At 66.1% G+C, this 16,798-nt stretch carries 13 protein-coding genes and 1 tRNA gene; 5 read left to right on the top strand and 9 right to left on the bottom strand.

Translation table 11 applies throughout. From position 1 onward, the window contains the following. Positions 1–13 precede the first annotated feature (13 nt). The gene (locus F3H87_RS03275) at positions 14–1,216 is read right to left on the bottom strand and encodes a pyridoxal-phosphate-dependent aminotransferase family protein (protein WP_149786465.1); all 1,203 of its coding nucleotides are present in this window, start codon (positions 1,214–1,216) and stop codon (positions 14–16) included. A gap of 132 nt (positions 1,217–1,348) precedes the next feature. Here F3H87_RS03275 and ygfZ point away from each other — a divergent pair, with 132 nt between their 5' ends. Further along, entirely contained in the window at positions 1,349–2,077 is a 729-nt protein-coding gene (gene ygfZ, locus F3H87_RS03270) for a CAF17-like 4Fe-4S cluster assembly/insertion protein YgfZ (RefSeq protein WP_149786466.1), read from the top strand. Further along, entirely contained in the window at positions 2,074–2,874 is an 801-nt protein-coding gene (locus tag F3H87_RS03265) for a fructosamine kinase family protein (RefSeq protein WP_149786467.1), read from the top strand. The genes ygfZ and F3H87_RS03265 overlap by 4 nt, the downstream gene beginning before the upstream one ends. Here the strand turns inward: F3H87_RS03265 and F3H87_RS03260 are convergent. Next, positions 2,829–3,335: a GNAT family N-acetyltransferase gene (locus F3H87_RS03260; RefSeq protein WP_149786468.1), complete on the bottom strand. Its 507-nt coding sequence runs from the start codon at positions 3,333–3,335 to the stop codon at positions 2,829–2,831. The genes F3H87_RS03265 and F3H87_RS03260 overlap by 46 nt on opposite strands. 95 nt (positions 3,336–3,430) lie before the next feature. Continuing rightward, positions 3,431–3,994 carry an elongation factor P gene (gene efp / locus F3H87_RS03255; protein ID WP_149786469.1) on the bottom strand — a complete coding sequence of 188 codons (564 nt, stop codon included), beginning with the start codon at positions 3,992–3,994 and terminating at the stop codon, positions 3,431–3,433. A gap of 216 nt (positions 3,995–4,210) precedes the next feature. Between efp and F3H87_RS03250 the strand changes: the two genes are divergently transcribed. Both F3H87_RS03250 and F3H87_RS03245 read left to right on the top strand, forming a co-directional pair. Then, the gene (locus F3H87_RS03250; RefSeq protein ID WP_149786470.1) at positions 4,211–4,534 is read left to right on the top strand and encodes a DUF6280 family protein; all 324 of its coding nucleotides are present in this window, start codon (positions 4,211–4,213) and stop codon (positions 4,532–4,534) included. A 79-nt stretch (positions 4,535–4,613) separates the two neighbouring features. Further along, on the top strand, positions 4,614–6,062 hold the full coding sequence (locus F3H87_RS03245; protein WP_149786471.1) for a cobyric acid synthase: 1,449 nt from the start codon (positions 4,614–4,616) through the stop codon (positions 6,060–6,062). Between the two features lie 3 nt (positions 6,063–6,065). Here F3H87_RS03245 and F3H87_RS03240 read toward each other — a convergent pair whose 3' ends face one another. From F3H87_RS03240 to F3H87_RS03230, 3 genes are all read right to left on the bottom strand, one after another. Continuing rightward, positions 6,066–7,001, bottom strand: a complete 936-nt coding sequence (locus tag F3H87_RS03240; RefSeq protein WP_149786472.1) for a prolipoprotein diacylglyceryl transferase — start codon at positions 6,999–7,001, stop codon at positions 6,066–6,068. 74 nt (positions 7,002–7,075) lie between these two features. Further along, the gene (locus tag F3H87_RS03235; protein WP_149786473.1) at positions 7,076–8,494 is read right to left on the bottom strand and encodes a TolC family outer membrane protein; all 1,419 of its coding nucleotides are present in this window, start codon (positions 8,492–8,494) and stop codon (positions 7,076–7,078) included. Positions 8,495–8,524: 30 nt separating this feature from the next. Beyond that, positions 8,525–9,178 carry a protein-L-isoaspartate O-methyltransferase family protein gene (locus F3H87_RS03230; RefSeq protein ID WP_149786474.1) on the bottom strand — a complete coding sequence of 218 codons (654 nt, stop codon included), beginning with the start codon at positions 9,176–9,178 and terminating at the stop codon, positions 8,525–8,527. Between the two features lie 155 nt (positions 9,179–9,333). Between F3H87_RS03230 and F3H87_RS03225 the strand changes: the two genes are divergently transcribed. Beyond that, positions 9,334–9,407 (top strand) — tRNA-Cys (locus tag F3H87_RS03225). Positions 9,408–9,637: 230 nt separating this feature from the next. Here the strand turns inward: F3H87_RS03225 and F3H87_RS03220 are convergent. The 3 genes from F3H87_RS03220 to F3H87_RS22065 all read right to left on the bottom strand — a co-directional run bounded on the left by F3H87_RS03220 (position 9,638) and on the right by F3H87_RS22065 (position 16,548). Then, a complete protein-coding gene (locus F3H87_RS03220) occupies positions 9,638–10,081 on the bottom strand; it encodes a hypothetical protein (protein WP_149786475.1) in 444 nt (147 codons plus the stop codon). A 189-nt stretch (positions 10,082–10,270) separates the two neighbouring features. Further along, positions 10,271–10,720, bottom strand: coding sequence for a Hint domain-containing protein (locus F3H87_RS03215; RefSeq protein ID WP_149786476.1), 450 nt, complete (start codon positions 10,718–10,720; stop codon positions 10,271–10,273). Positions 10,721–10,779: 59 nt separating this feature from the next. Next, complete coding sequence (locus tag F3H87_RS22065; protein WP_149786477.1) at positions 10,780–16,548, bottom strand: Hint domain-containing protein; 5,769 nt, start codon at positions 16,546–16,548, stop codon at positions 10,780–10,782. Positions 16,549–16,798: the final 250 nt, after the last annotated feature.

The following is a 16,798-nucleotide window of genomic DNA, read 5'->3' as shown; positions in this document are numbered from 1 at the left end:
CCCCGGCGCGGCCCTATCCGGCCGCCTGCGCCAGAACCCCGCTTGCAGCCTCGAGCGCGCCCACCCCGTGCGGTATCTCCAGCGCCTTGAGCCCTGCGTCGATCGCCCCCAGCGCGCCCATGACCATATGCGCATTCACATGCCCCATATGGCCGATGCGGAAAAACCCGTGCCAGGCGGGATCGCCCGGCTCGGCCATGCCCAGCCCGATGCCCAGCGTCACGCCCGCCTTGTCCTGCACCCAGCGGCGCAGGTCCGAGCCATAGGGCGCGCCGATGCGCAGCGCCGTGACCGCGTGCGAGCGGTGCGCCGGGTCGGCCACGTTCAGCGCCAGCGGCCCGTCCTGACCCCATGCCGCGCAGGCGGCCCAGATCGCACGGGCCAGCGCGGCATGGCGGGCCCAGACGGCCTCCAGCCCCTCCTGGTGGATCATGTCCAGCGCCTCGCGCAGGCCGAACAGGTGATGGGTGGGCGCGGTGCCGCCCCAATACTGGTAGAACTGTTCCGGGTTGGCGCGCGGCGTCCAGTCCCAGTAGCGGCTGACGCGCTCCATTTCCGCACGTCGCGCGGCGGCCTTCGGGCTGAAGAACACGAAACCCAGCCCCGGCGGCACCATCAGCCCCTTCTGGCTGCCCGCCACCATCACGTCGACGCCCCATGCGTCCATCTCGAACCGGTCGCAGGCCAGCGAGGCGATGCAATCCACCATCAACAGCGCCGGATGCCCCGCCGCGTCGATGGCCGCGCGCACCCCCGCCACGTCGTTGCGGACCGAGCTTGAGGTATCCACATGCGTCACCAGCACCGCCCTGATCCGGCCTGCCGTGTCGGCGCGCAGCGCCTGCTCCACCCGCGCGGGATCGAGCGGCGTGGACTTGCCGAAATCCACGATATCGGTTTCCACGCCCAGCCCCTGCGCCATGTCGGCCCAGCCATGCCCGAACCGCCCCGTCGCCGGCACCAGCACGGTATCGCCGGGGCCGGCCACGTTGGCCAGCGCGGCCTCCCACGCGGCGTGGCCGTTGCCGATATAGATCGCGACATGATGCGCGGTGCGCGCCACGCGGCGCAGGTCGGGGATCATGGCGGCGACCATGTCGATCAGGTCGCCTTCGTATATGTTGGGCGCGGCGCGGTTCATCGCGCGCAGCACGCGGTCGGGCATCACCGAAGGCCCTGGAATGGCAAGATATTCACGTCCGTGGGAAAGCGTCATGGCAGCGCCCTGTCTGGTTCGGCCAGACGACCCTACCGCCGCGCCGCCCGGCGTCAAGCCACCCCGCCGCCCCCCTGTTGCACAACCCGGCAAACGGTATATCTGGAAAGGGCAAGGACGAAAGGACAGGCAATGGCGCGAAAGATTTTCAGGATCACCGGAAAAGATGCCCGCGAGTTCCTGCAGGGGCTTGTGACGAACGAGGTGGCCGGGCTGGACCATGGGCCGGTCTATGCCGCGATGCTGACGCCGCAGGGCAAGTACCTGGCCGATTTCTTCCTGGTGCCGGACGGCGAGGGCGTTTTGCTGGATGTCGATGCGGGCCTTGCCGCCGGGCTGATCCCGCGCCTGTCCATGTATAAACTGCGCGCCGATGTCGAGATCGCCGAAACCGGCCTGCAGGTCCGGCGCGGCACCGGCCCCGCGCCCGAGGGCGCATGGCCCGATCCCCGCCATGCCGATCTGGGCTGGCGGCTTTATGGCGACGAGGGCGGCGATGACGGCAGCGATTTCGACGCGATCCGCGTGGCCCATTGCATCCCCGAATCGGGGATCGAGCTGACGCCCGACAGCTATATCCTCGAATCCGGTTTCGCGCGACTGAACGGCGTCGATTTCCGCAAGGGCTGTTACGTGGGGCAAGAGGTGACCGCCCGGATGAAGCACAAGACCGAGCTGAAAAAGGGCCTGACAACCGTCGCGATCGAGGGTGAGGCCCCGGTCGGCACCGCGATCACGGTGGACGGCAAACCGGCGGGCACGCTGTTCACCCGGTCGGGCGACCGGGCCATCGCCTATCTGCGCTTCGACCGGATGCGCGAGGGGATGCAGGCGGGCGAGGCCACGATTTCCCCGGTTTGACGGCGCTTGAGGGCCATATCGCCACCCTGCTGGGCCAGCCCCTGCGCGGATTGCGCGCCCTGCATGGCGGCGACCTGTCCGAGGTGTTCGGCGTCACCCTGGCCGATGGCGCCCGCGCGGCGGTCAAGCGCGGCCGGTTCGTGACCCGCGAGGCCGCGATGCTGCGCGCGATGGCGGCGGCAGGCGCGCCGGTGCCCGGTGTTCTGGCGGCGGGCGGCGACCTGCTGGCGCTGGAATGGCTGGACGAAACCCCGCCCAACCCGGCGGGCTGGGCCGATCTGGGCCACGCGCTCCGGGCGCTGCATGACAGCACCGGCACGCATTATGGCTGGCCCGAGGATTATGCCTTCGGGTCTGTCCCCATCCACAACACCCAAGGCGACGACTGGCCCGCCTTCTGGGCCGGGAACCGCCTGCTCGCCCTGTTGCCGCGCGACGCGCAGCTTGCCCGGCGGGTTACTGCACTGGCCGCCCGCCTGCCCGACCGCCTGCCGCGCCGCCCTGCCCCGGCCTTGCTGCATGGCGATCTCTGGGCCGGGAACGTCCTGTTCTCCGGCCCAAGGGCATGGCTGATCGACCCCGCCTGTTACCATGGCGACGCCGAGGTGGACCTGGCCATGCTGACCCTGTTCGGCCGGCCCCACCCCGATTTCGACGCCGCCTATGGCGCGCTGTCCCCCGGCTGGCAGGCGCGGCGCCCGGTCTACGCGCTGTGGCCCGCGCTGGTGCACCTGCGGCTGTTCGGAAGCGGCTATCGCGGGATGGTCGCGGGGCTGCTGGACGCCTGCGGGGTGTGAAGCCGTTTTTCGAAGATGTCGACCGCCGCCTCGGCCCCGGCGCCGCGCATCAGCGCCGCCGACCGCGTGTTGAAGCGGTGCACCAGCGCCACCCAACCCGTTGCCCCGGACCGCGCGATTTCCCCCTCGAACCGCGCGATCAGGCGGCGGCCCATGCCGTGACGGCGGAAATTCGGCTCGACATAAATATGCTCCATCACCGCGATCCGTCCGGGCCGTTCCAACGCCGGATCGCCCGCCGGGCGCCAGCGCCACATCAGGTAGCCGCGCGGCACCCCCTGCAAGCGGTAGACAAGGCCCCGCGCGCCCTGCCTCATTTGCGCACGCAGATGCGCCTGCAGCGCCGCCGTGCCGGCATCGGCGTGAAACCTGTGGGGCACATGCGCCGCATGGAGCGCGTTCAGCCCGCGCAGCATGTCGGCCAGCGCGGGAATATCCGCGTCCGTGGCTGTGTCGATCATCAAAAAGGCCTCCTGGCTTGCGCCGGAGGCCTTGTTTCTAGTGTGATATCGCACCCCCGGCTGGTTACGGGGGTATGTGCGCGCGGGCCCCGAGGTCAGGCGCGCTCGGAATATTCCATGGTTTCGGTGTTCACGACGATCTTTTCGCCGGGCCCGACGAAGGGCGGCACCGACACGCGCACGCCGTTGTCCAGCAGCGCGGGCTTGAAGCTGTTGGCCGCGGTCTGGCCCTTCACCACCGGTTCGGTTTCCTCGATCGTGCAGGTCACCTTCTGCGGCAGGGTCGCGTTCAGCGCCTCGGATTCGTAGAACTCGACCAGGATGGTCATGCCGTCCTGCAGGAACGGGCGGCGCTCGCCGAGGATCTCGGCGTCGAGCTGCACCTGGTCGTAGGTTTCGGTATCCATGAACACCAGCTGGCCGGAATCCTCGTACAGGAACTGCATGTCCTTTTGTTCCAGCCGCACGCGCTCGACCTTGTCGGCGCTGCGGAAGCGTTCGTTCAGCTTCGAGCCGTTGCGCAGGTTGCGCAGCTCGACCTGGGCGAAAGCGCCGCCTTTTCCGGGCTTTACATGATCGACCTTAACAGCGGCCCAAAGCCCGCCATTATGCTCCAGCACGTTGCCGGGGCGTATCTCGTTTCCGTTGATCTTGGGCATATGGCAAAACCTTGACGAAAGGTTGAATGAGTTTCGGCAGCACCTATATCTGGGGCTGCGCCTGCTGGCAAGACAACGAAATCTCGTATCGGGGGCGCAGAAGATATGCAGATATCGCATGGCAGTCATGCATATGTGCCCTATCCGAATCGCGTGCGATCTGCCAAAAGGGACGCCACGCCAGAATTGCAAGACCTATAAAAACAAGGACGAAACATGAAAGATTTCGTTGACGGTACGGCTTTCAACAATGAACAGGGAAACCGTGCACGCAAACTGTTTGCGGCCGTTGTGTTGGCCGCGCTCGACGATGCCATCGCCGATGACAAGAAATACGGCAACGGCCCCGAGCAGATCGCCCGCTGGGCCCGTTCGCGCGACGGGCGCGAGGTGCTGTCCTGTGCCGGGATCGACCCGAACGAACGGGTGGTGAAGGGGCTGATGGAATTCGTGGGCCGCGGTGTGCGCACCTCGGTTGCCCTTTCGCGCGAGGAAAGCGAGCGTCGCAACGCCGCCGCGCAACAGGCCGAAGCCGCCTGATCCGCAGCGCAACCCGCTGGAAAGAAGCGCGCCCTTGCGGCGCGCTTTTTCTTTGCGCCGCACGGGGATAGGAAGGGCCATGGCACGCGCGATCATGATTCAGGGCACCGGGTCGAACGTGGGCAAGTCGCTGCTGGTGGCGGGGCTGGCCCGCGCCCTGCTGCACCGTGGCCTGTCGCCCCTGCCCTTCAAGCCGCAGAACATGTCGAACAATGCCGCCGTCACCGAAGACGGTGGCGAGATCGGCCGTGCCCAGGCCTTGCAGGCGCGCGCCGCGGGCGTGGCGCCGCATACCGACATGAACCCCGTGCTGCTGAAACCCGAAACCGAAACCGGCGCGCAGGTGGTCGTACAGGGCCGGCGGATGGCCCCGGTCGAGGCGCGCGATTACGGCGCGATGCGCGACCGGCTGATGCCCCGCGTGCTGGAAAGCTTTCAGCGCCTGGCGGCGCGCGCCGATATCGTGCTGGTCGAAGGCGCCGGCAGCCCGGCCGAGGTGAACCTGCGCGCCCGCGACATCGCCAATATGGGCTTTGCCCGCGCCGCCGGGGTGCCGGTGGTGCTGGTCGGCGATATCGACCGTGGCGGGGTAATCGCGCAGATCGTCGGCACCCACGCGGTGCTGGATGCGGGCGACCGGGCGATGATCCGCGGCTTTGCCATCAACCGCTTTCGCGGCGACGTGCGGCTGTTCGACGGCGGGCTGCCGGTGATCGAACGGGCGACCGGCTGGCCGTCGCTGGGCGTCGTGCCGTGGTTCACGGAGGCCTGGCGGCTGCCGGCCGAGGATGTGCTGGACATCGCCTCGCGCCCCGGTGACGGGATCAGGATCGCGGTGCCGCGCCTGCCCCGGATCGCCAATTTCGACGATCTCGACCCGCTGGCCGCCGAACCGGGCGTCAGCGTCGACATCATCGAGCCGGGCCGCCCCCTGCCCGGCGACGCGGCGCTGGTGCTGCTGCCCGGATCGAAGGCGACCGTCGCGGACCTCGCGGCGTTTCGCAAGGCGGGCTGGGACGTGGACCTTGCCGCCCATATCCGGCGCGGCGGGCATGTGCTGGGCCTGTGCGGCGGCTACCAGATGCTGGGCACGGAAATCGCCGACCCGGACGGGATCGAGGGGGCGCCGGGACGCGTGGCCGGGCTGGGCCATCTGGATGTGCGCACCACGCTTGGCCCCGAAAAGCGCCTGTCGCTGGTGCAGGCCACCTATCGCCCGACCGGCGACCGCGTGTCGGGTTACGAAATCCACCTGGGCCGCACCGAGGGCGCCGACCGCGCAAGGGGCTGGCTGGACATCGGCGGCCGGAGCGAGGGCGCGGCCAGCGCCTCGGGCCGGGTGATGGGCAGCTACCTGCACGGGCTGTTCAGCGATGACGGGTTTCGCGCCGCCTATCTTGCGCGGCTGGGCGCGGTGTCGGGACTGGCCTACGAGGACGGGGTGGAAGAGACGCTGGACGCACTGGCCGCCCACCTGGAAACGCATCTGGATATCGACGCGCTGCTGGCGATGGCGGCCGAAATCTGACGGTCAGTCGAAATCCTGCGCCGAAAGGGCGCGGTGAATCTCGCGCCGGACCAGCTTGCGCACGTTGCGGGTGATGCGTTCGCCCAGCGCGCCCTGCAATTCCTGCCGGACGATATCGGCCACCAGTTCGCGCAGCGCTTCTTCGTCCAGAACGGCATCGTCACTGGCCAGGAAATCGAAATCCGGGGCCGGGTCGTGCCGTTGCGACTTGAACGCGGCGGCGGCCGGTTCTTCGGTTTCCGCCCCGGAGCGCGCCGCGGCCTCGTAAAGCGTGCCGCCCCAGCCCTGCGGCCCGGCAGCATCCTGCGTGTCGTCGGACGGGGCCTCGGCCGGATCGGTCGCTTCGGGCGCGGTATCTTCCGCACTTTCGTCCGTCTGTGCGGTATCCTCGGGGTCCGGTTTTTCCGCGTCGTGATCTTCCCAGGCCATCGCCGGTTCCTCCGGCGTATCCTGATCGTGATCTGCCAGGGCCTCGGCGGTGGCATCGCGGACCGCCTGTTCGACCATCGAATCGATCGCCGCCTGCGCGGCCTGAACCTGCGCCTCGTCGGGCGCCTCGGCCAGGTCTTCGTCCTCCGGCTCACGAACGCCGCATTCGGCCTCTTGCGGTGCGTCCACGGCATCCGTCACGTCATCGTCCGGTTCGGCGATATCGTCGGCCAGTTGCGGCTCATGCTCGGGCAGGTCGCCGGACGGCGGAGTTTCGCCATCGCCGGGATCGGGCTCGCCGGTTTCCGCCTCGGGCAGGTCGTCGGACACCTCGTCGCCCGGCGCGATATCCGGGCGGGATTCGGGCACGCGCAGCGCCGGCGTCAGCACCAGCCGGTCCCCCTGCGGCCTGGGCGGAGTTTCGGGCCTTGCGCGCGAATCCTCGGACACCAGCCGCCGGATTGAGGACAGGACATCCTCGATATCTGCACTCTTCAAGGGATCGGACATGCCTGCGCCACCATTCCTGCTCTGGCCGCGAGTTTACCCCCGGCTCAGCTATCGCACAACAGATGCGACGAAATTTACTGTTTCCCCAGCCTCTGCAGCACCCGGTCCAGCTGGCGGCCCTGTTCGCTGATCGCGCTCGGGGCGTCCTTGACCATGTTGTAATAGGCCGTGGGATCGTATTGCGGCACGTTCAGCCTGAGATCCGAGACGGTCAGCTGCCCCATCGCCGACAACAGCCCGTAATAGGCGGTGTATTCGCTCGACGCCGCCGTGATGCGGTTGGCCTGCGCGTCCAGCAGTTCCTGTTCGGCGTTCAGCACGTCCAGCGTGGTGCGCGCACCCAGCGCCGCCTCTTCGCGGACGCCGCGAAAGGCCACGCGCGCGGCGCGGATCTGCTCGTCCACCGCGCCCAGCGCGGCCTGCGCCACCTGCACGCGGGCAAAGGCGGTGCCGACATTCTGTGCGACGACGCGCTGGGTGGCCAGCAGCTCGGCCCGCTTGGCGTCACGCTGGGCCATCGCCTTGCGCGTCAGCGCGCGAAGCTGGCCGCCCTGGTAGATGACGCCGCCCGCCTCGATCCCGATCGAGCCGGTCTCCGAGAAATCGGGCGAATCGAAGGTTTCGGTCACGCCGATCTGGCCGCGCAGCGTCACCTGCGGATTGGTGGCCGCGCGCGCCTTGCGCACGCCCAGCTCGGTCGCGGTGACCTCGAATTGCAGCCGGCGCAGATCGGGATGGTTGCGCAGCGCCACGGATTTGGCGGCATCGACGCTGCCGGCGGGCATCCGCATCACCGGCGGCGGGGTCAGGTTGCCCGGCGCCCGGCCCACGGCGGCACGGAAGGATTCGATGGCGATGGCCAGGTCGCCCTCGGCCTGGGCCAGGTTGCTGCGGGCCTGCGCCAGACGCGCCTGCGCCAGCGCCACGTCGGTGCGCGTCACCTCGCCCACCTCGAACCGGTCGCGCGCGGCGCGCAGTTCCTCGGTGATGACGCGGATGTTGTTGCGGCGCAGCGTGACGATCTCGTAGCTGCTGCGCACGTCCATGAAGGCCTGAACCGCGGCCAGCAGCACGTTCTGTTCCACGCCGATCAGCGCCTGGCGCACCGCCAGCACGCTTTCCTTGGCGATGTCGAGATCCATCCGGGTGCGCCCGCCGTCCCAGAGCAGCAGGTCGGCGCTGAGCCCCAGGCTTGCGGTGCTCTCTCCGATGCTGCGGGCCGGCAGCCCGCCGGTGCCGCTTTCGCCGAAGCGGCGCGTCACGTCGCCCACCCAGCGCACCACCGGCCGCAGGCTGGACACGGCGATCGCCACGTCCTCGTCCGCGGCGCGCAGCACGGCGCGGTTCTGCTCCAGAAGCCCGCTGTTGCGATAGGCATCCGCCATGGCATCGGCCAGCGATTCCGCCCGTGCCGCCACCGGTGCGGCAATCGCAAGGCAAAGCCCCGCGACCCCGGCGATCGTTCCCGTCCTGATCCGGCCCATCATGCTCATGTCCTGCTGTTCCCTGTCGTTATGGCACCGTTACAGCGCAAAGGCCGCGTGGCGTTCGAATCCCGGCAGCACCGGCGCGCTCGCGTTGAACGCGTGGCGCCACGTCACCACGCCGTCCACCTTGTAGCCGATGCGCACGACGCCCAGCGGCCCCTCGTCGAACAGGCACGCGATCCGGCCGCCATCCTTGAGCTGGTCGGTGATCGCCCGCGGCAGATGCGCCACCGCGCCCTGCAGCACGATCACGTCGTAAGGGCCATGCTGCGCGGCGCCGTTGGCAAGCGGCCCCCGGTGCACGATCACGTTGTCGGCCTCGGCCTCGGACAGCGCGGTCTGCGCCTCGGCGGCCAGGGCCTCGTCCTGCTCGACCGCGACGACCGCTTCGGCGAGCCGCGAGATCACCGCCGAGGAATAGCCGAACCCAGCCCCGATATCGAGCACCAGCTCGTCGGACTGGATGTCGAGCACGTCCAGCATCTTGGCCAGCGTCCGCGGCTCGAGCACCACGCGGCCATGGCCGAGATCGACATTCTCGCCGATATAGGCGGTCTCGCGCCTGTCGGCGGGCACGAAATCCTCGCGCGGGACGGCCAGCATGGCGTCGATCACGGGAAACTTGGTGACATCGTTGGGGCGGATCTGGGTGTCGACCATGATGGTGCGACGGGTGGCGAAATCGGTCATGTGACTAAACCCGTTCGTTCAGCTTCGGGGATCGTTTTGTCACATCCGCGCGGTGGCGGCAACGGGAATGCACGGGGCATTTGGCCGCGACGGCCCGCCAAACCCTCTTGCATGGCTGCGGACAATCCGATACCTCACCGATCACCACACGGTAAGGCGAGTTGGCGGAGTGGTGACGCAGCGGATTGCAAATCCGTGTACACCGGTTCGATTCCGGTACTCGCCTCCATTTGTTTTCAATAACTTAGACGGGTCATAGCGAGGCTGATAAAGAGGCTGCCGCACAGTCTTGTTTCGTTTCCGTTCTGATCCGGCCGCTTTGCCGGGCCTCGCCCGGCAGCACGAATCCGCGCTTCACGGACCCTCCGGGCACCCCTTGGGCACCGCGACCACGAATACGGAAACCCGGCGCGGATCCGATGGGCGGGCCTGATCCTGTCCCGCCCCTTGAGTATACTGTTAGAACAACCGGTTGCGGCCCGCTTCGGGCGCATTGCTCCGCCGGCGGCAAAGCAAGAACAGCGCAAGGGTCACAAGACCTGCTGAGCCTGCCGCGAGATAGGCAAGCGCCACCTCCCATATCGTCCCGAACAGGATCAACCCGGTCACACCGCCCACGGTTCCGCAGATCACTGCGGTCAGAAGGTAGGCGGCCAGCGGAGCCCCGTCGGACAGGGTTTCCGACTCCGCTTCCAGCGGGGCCAGTTCGGGGAAAGCATGGATGGCTTTTCGATTGCTGCCGGGAGCCGGGTCATCGACCACCGGTCCCGCAGATACCGGCCCGCCCTGAACGACATGCAGTTTCCGCTGTGCCACCGGCGCGATGGGTGCCTTTTCACGTGGCACCACGCGGCGAGGCATGACCCGCGCAGGCGCTTCTGAAACATCATTTCTCCTGCTCATTTGACCGCTCCCCTGCTGTTCCGAGCCAGCCTTGGACGGCGGCGTTTCGTCCCCGCCATGCCCCGCGCCGCATGACACAGGCACAGGCACAGGCCGGCATCCTCGTTCGGACGCGGTAAAGGACACACCCGATGCCGACCGCGAGCTTCATCGGGAAGCCGCACCATCGCTCGCACCGTGTTTTCCGGGTCAGGCATCGCAGAGATCCTCCAGCGTATAGGCGCGGATGTGCACACCGCTGACTTCGATAAACCTGCGAATATCGAAGAAAATTGCGAAATAGGTGATATCGCGCCCCGGCATCAGTCGATTATGTGAGATATCCTTTGCCGGATAGCAGGACAGGACGGCGGGCCTGCCCCTGGTCCGTTTCAGGTCTGTCATCAGCACCACCTGCTCGGGCGACAGCGCCAGATCCTGCCGCGGACGTCCCGAAAACAGCTGGCCTTTCTCGATCAGCACCGGCTCAAGCCGGACCCGGCGCGGATCCGTTCGGGAAACCACGCGCTGAAGTATGTCGCTGATTTCGTCATAGCCGCCGGTGATCGGATTGACGATGCGATCGGCAATGGAAAGCTCCTGCACCAGCCTCTCTTCGCCATCGGCGTTGATACGAATTCTGGAATCTTCCACAAGCATTCTGCTTTTCCCAAAATCGGCCGCCCGCCTCGGGACGGGCGGCCCTTACTCGCTACGGATCACATCCGGCCGAGATGACCGACCGCCGCGGCGAGCTGCGCCTCATGTGCTTTCAGCACCATGCGGCCGCTGTCGCCGAACCCGTCGAAATCGCCATCGGCGAGTTGCGGGAACAAAGCGAAGATTTCCTGTCGCGCCGCCTCGCCCAGCGCGTTGAGTCCGGCTTGTCCGGGGTGGAAACTCTCTGACGGGCACCCTTCGGCAAAGACGATTTCGTGCGTGTCGAAGAGGATGTGGAAATACTCCACCTCGCCGCCTTCGACCCGGATCACGCTGTGATCGTTGACCAGGTGCTTCGCAGGTGCCAGCACCTCGTGTTCGCCGAAGGCCAGTTCCGCATAGGCTCCCGACAGGAACATGCAATGCTGGGGCGAAACCATCAGGTCCCGCACGTTGTTCAGGGCGCCCTTGCGGAACAGGATCGGAGCAAGATTGCCGACCGCGCGGACACGCGTGGAACCGATCCAGCGCACAGGCTGATAGCCGTGATCCATCGTCAGCACCAAGTCGCCAGCCTGCAATGCCTCGATCGCCACCTCGCCATGCAGCGTTGCGATACGGGTGCCCACAGTGAAGCAGACCACCATCGTGTTCTCGGCATTCAGCGCATCGGCAGCAACTGCCACTCCGCCATTCTCGATCAGCAAACCATCGGCGGCATCCAGTACCCCGTCGGTCTGATCGGCCCGCAGCCAGGCCAGCGGACTGGCATATTGCTGGCCCGGATTGGCCGCGTTCCAGGCGGCAAGCGTGGTGTCGTTGTAGAAGGCCGACAGGTCCACGAGGTCGTTGTTGGAAGGATCGTCGTCGCCGATACCGGTAGCGGCATCGAAATCGGCGATCAGGTCCGCCCCATCCACGACAAAGCTGTCCGCCCCGGCACCGCCGGTCAGCGTATCGCTGCCCGCACCGCCGATCAGCGTATCGTCGCCATCGCCACCGTAAAGCTGGTCGTCGTCGATCCCGCCGTCAAGCAGGTCGTTGCCCGCATCGCCATGGAGCGTATCGGCATCGTCGCCGCCGTGGATCGTATCGTCGCCGTCGCCGCCATGCAGCAGGTCGCGGTTGTTGTCGGGGTCCGGGTCGATGTCGTCGGAGAGCTCGAAAAGTTCGGAAGCCGCGTAATCGGGGTTGGAAGGCCCCAGACCACCCCAGATCTCGTCGTGGCCATCGCCGCCATGGATGGTATCGGCACCCTCGTTGCCGAACAGCGTATCGTCACCAGAGCCACCATCGACGATATCGGTGTCAAAACCGGCGTCGATCCAGTCGTTGCCCAGCCCGCCCCGGATCGTGTCGTTGTCGTCGCCGGTCAGGATGGTGTCATTACCTGCGCCGCCGTCGACGAAGTCGCGGTCGTTATCCGGGTCGGTGTCGGCCGGGTAGCTCAGCGCCGGGTTGGTCGGATGGTCGAGGCCACTGTCCGGCACGCCCAGGCCGGGCGAGATGCGGGTGTTGATATAATCGTCACCTTCACCGCCATCGACGGAGTCGTTGCCGTCGCTGCCATAGATGGTGTCGTTACCGTCGCCGCCATCGAGAGTGTCGTCTCCGAGGCCGCCCAACAGGGTGTCAGCGCCGTCGCCGCCGTCCAGGATGTCGTCATCCGAACCGCCGGTGACGCTGTCATCGCCGCCTCCGGCATAGACTTCCATCGGTGTGTCCGAGGCCGCGCCATCGATGGTGTCATCGCCATCGCCGGTCACGACAATCTCGATTTCCGAGAAGATGACGTCCGTCGCGCCGCCGGTCACGGTGCCGGCCTCGTCGCCGGTGAAGGTGACGGTCAGATCGTCGGTGACAGGGTCGTCGCCGTTCCAGCCAAGCTCCAGCACGTCGCCATCGCCGCCATTGGTGGGGTCGGTGAAATCTTCGCCACCTTCGCCGCCGACAACAGTTGCTGTGCCGCCCGTGCCCTGATCGTCATACAGGTAGAAGGCATCGTCGCCCGTGCCGCCATAGGCAACATCGCCTGTGCCAAGCACCAGGTCGTCGTCACCCGCGCCCCCGTCGAGCGTGTCCGCCCCCAGATCGCCCGAAAGCTCGTCGCTGCCATCACCACCGAGCAGGCTGTCGTTGCCGTCACCGCCTGAAAGCGTGTCGTTGCCTTCGTTGCCAGCCAGGATGTCGTTGCCGGCATTGCCGGAAAGCTCGTCGTTACCGCTGCCGCCATCGACGGTATCGTCGCCCAGGCCGGCGTTGACGGTGTCGTTGCCATTGCCCGCCTCGATGATGTCGTCGAGACCATCGGCACCGTCGATCACGTCGCCATCTGCATCGGTGTAGCCGGGGGCCATGTCGTCATTGCCAGCGGTGCCATCGACGGTCCCATCGCTGCCCGTCGGAATGCCGAGCGCCTCGAGATAGGCCGGATCGTCCGCAATCGCCGGATCGATGCCCTCAAGCGTGATGCTCTCGCCGTTCGGGAAGGACAGCACGGCATTGCCGTTGCCATCGTCCCCAACGACCACATCGTTGCTGTCGACCGGGTTGCCATCGACATCGGTCAGGTCCGAAACGTCGAGCTGGTCGAGGCCGGCAAAGGTGCCGTCGCCATTGTCGGTCGGGCCTTCAAAGCCGCTGACGGTATCGTCGCCGTCGCCATCAGCCAGGACGACCATATCGGTCACACCGTCATTCGCGCCCACGTCGAGCGCATCGTCGCCCGCACCGCCTGCGATCAGGTCCGCGCCATCGCCGCCTGCAAGCGTGTCGTCACCCGCGCCGCCGAGCAACGTATCGTCGCCAGCGCCTGCGTCGACGTTCACGCCGACTGTGGCGACCGTTGCATCAACCGTGTCATCGCCTGCGCCGAGCACGACATTCTCGATCTCGGCAAAGCTGATATCGGTGTCTGCGTCGGCATCGATGCCGTTGACCGTGCCGCTTTCGCCATCGGCACCAAGCGTCAGCGCCAGGTCGTTGGCGGCGGTCCTCAGGTCGAGGATGTCGCCCGCATCGCCGTTGGCGTCGTCGTCAGGGTGCCCGTCGGTCGCATCGCTGCCGCCATCGAGGCTGACATTGATGCCCGTCTCGGTCGGGTCCAGCACAAAACGGTCGTCGCCCGTGCCGCCGCTTGCCATGTCCGACCCGCCCACGGCGATAACGTCGTCGCCCGCGCCGCCGTCCAGCACATCGGCCCCTGCGCCGCCGATCAGCGTGTCCGCGCCTTCGCCGCCGACAAGGACGTCGTCGCCGAGGTCACCATAAAGCAGATCGTCGCCAGTGCCGCCATCGACGGTATCGTCGCCCACGCCGGCCTGCACGGTGTCATTGCCCGCCCCGGCCTCGATTACATCGTTGAGGCAGCTCAGATCGGTCGCATCGCCGTCTGTACCGCCACCCGAAATTGCGGCCGTGGAGGAACCATCGCCAATCGACTCCCAATCGTACATCAGGTTGTCGGGCGTAGGATCGGCTACCATCATGGTCAGCTCGATGCGCGAGATGTTCAGCCCCGCCAGCACCGACGGGGTCAGTGCGCTGGCGTCGGACTGAGTGCCGTCGCCGCTCCGGATTTCGCCGGTGGGCACGGCGAACACGTCGCCGTTTTCAAGCTGATAGACATGCAGGGCGACGTCATGCATCACCTGTTCGTTGCCGTCCGCATCCGTGTAGTAGACGTCGCCGCGATAGAACTGGTGGCTGTCGATCTGGCTGTAGTTCGTACCGGCCTGCCCCGCAGTCGGGGTGTTGGAGAAACCATCCTGATAGAAACCATCGGGGTGAAGCGCGCTGGCACCGTAATCGTTGGTCGCCATCAGGGCATCGTTTGCCTTGGCGTCCTGATGCACCTGGAGCGTATGGAGCGTAAATTCACCCGCTCCGGGCAGGCCCGCCGTGGTGCCGTCGTAGCCGCCAAGCAGCGACGAAGCCCCCTCCATCGTCAGGTTGCCCTGCGTGGTGTCGAGATTGGCGTGGTTGCCGAGATAGAAGGTTTGCACCTGGTCGTGCACGGACTCGTAGCTGTAGATCAGGCTGTCCTGACCGACATTAACGGGCGAGTTCAGGTCGACGCTCAGGATCTCGCGCCCGCTCAGCACGCTGGGGGTGAGCACACCCGGATCGGCTGCCAGATCGCCGCTCGGTGCCATGTACACATCGCCGTTCTCAAGCTGATAGAGGTTCAGCGGAACCTTTTCCATCACCTTGATCGTGCCGTCGATATCCCGATAGGTCACGTCGCCGTAGAATATCTGCTGGCTGTCGAGCTGGCTGAAGCCGCCTGTAACGGTATTGGCAAAGCCGTCCAGGTACAGCCCGTCAGGATGGATCGAACTTGCGCCGTAATCGTTGGTCGCCAGCAGATAGTCGACTGCGCGCGTATCCTGCACAACGGTCAGGTCGTGGTAGGTCAGATCGCTGCCAACCTCGTAGTGGCCCAGCAGCCCGCTGGCGCCTTCCATGACACCATTGCCCTGCGTGGTGTCGAGGTTCGACATATTGCCGACGAAGAAGACGTTCACGGTGCTGCCGCTCACGGCGGCACCGGTCCCGGCGGAGGAGCACTCGCCGCCATCTATCTCGTCACCATCGGCATCGGTATAGCCGATCCCCATAAAATCGTCGCCTTCGGTGCCGGTCACGATGCCGTCCGAGTTCACCCCAACGGTGGTTTGCGAGATGGCGTCACCGATCGACTCGGAATCGTAGAGCAGGTTGTCATGACCGATCGCGTTGTCCCGCATCGAGGTCAGTTCGATGCGCGAGACGTTCAGCCCGTCCAGGATCGAGGGCGTGTAGTCGTTGGCATCCGGGAATCTTCCGTAGCCATCGACGATTTCGCGCGTCGGAACCGCGTGAACATCACCGTTTTCAAGCTGGTACACGTTGAGCGCGACATTTTCCATCACCTGCTCGTTGCCATCGGCGTCGAGGTAATAGACATCGCCCCAGAACAGCTGCTGGCTGTCGAGCTCGCTGAAGGTGCTGCCGTTCTGGCCGGGGGACACGGCGTTCGAAAAGCCCTCGTCATAATAGCCGTCGGGATAGGCCGCACCCGCGCCGTAATCGTTGGTGGCCAGAAGGCCATCGTTCACCACCGGATCGTGGCGTGTATAAAGCGTATGCAACGTGAACTGCCCGTCGCCAACCGCGCCGTTGGTGGCATCGTAGCTGCCCAGCAACGAACCGGCATCTTCCATGATGCCATTGCCCTGCGTGGCGTCGAGGATCGTCTTGTTGCCAAGATAGAAGGTCTGGACCTGGTCCTCAACCGACTCGAAATCATACATCAGGTTGTCATGGCCGATGGCGGCATCGCTCATCGAATCGAGGTCGATGCTGATCAGGTCACGGCCGCTCAGCACGCTGGCGATGAACTGGCCCGTATCGCTGGTCAGGCCCGAAGTGGTGCTGACGATCTCGGCCGTGGGTGCGATGAACGTGTCGCCGTTTTCCAGCTGGTACACGTTGAACGGCACATTCGTCATCGTCTTGATCGTGCCGTCGATATCGCGGTAGCTCACCGTTCCGTAGAACAGCTGCTGGCTGTCGACTTCGCTGAAGCCGCCCGAGGGGGTGTTGTTGAAACCCTCGTCATACAGCCCGTCGGGGTTCAGGGCGCTGGCGCCATAGTCGTTGGTGGCAAGAAGCCCGTCGACCACGCGCGGATCGTGCTGCACCCCCAGGTCGTGATAGACCGCATCGGTGCCGATATCGTAATGGCCCAGAAGCGCGTCGGCACCTTCCATGATGCCATTGCCCTGCGTGGTGTCGAGGATCGGACGTGTGCCGATATAGAAGACGTTTACGGTTGTCGCAGTCATTGAAGGCACCCCTCTGCCAGAAGAGCGTGCGCGCTGGCGCGTCCGGCATTCGCCAGGTTCATTCCTGCGATCACATGATCCGGGCAGCCTCTTAAGATACAGTTTCCACGCATTTTCATTACCATCACCAATTACATGTCGATTGCCCCCGGACCGCACGGTTGCAGCCCAGGGTCATCGTCACCCCCGCGTCGACAGATGCGTTGCGGTCTCTTCACGGGAAAGGCGTGTTGTCCCGAATTGGCGGACC

The sequence above is a fragment of the Lutimaribacter pacificus genome (assembly GCF_900142185.1).
Classification (GTDB): Bacteria; Pseudomonadota; Alphaproteobacteria; order Rhodobacterales; family Rhodobacteraceae; genus Lutimaribacter; species Lutimaribacter pacificus.
The sequence above is the reverse complement of the archived record's forward strand: the minus strand, read 5'-3'. Positions and strand labels throughout refer to the sequence as shown.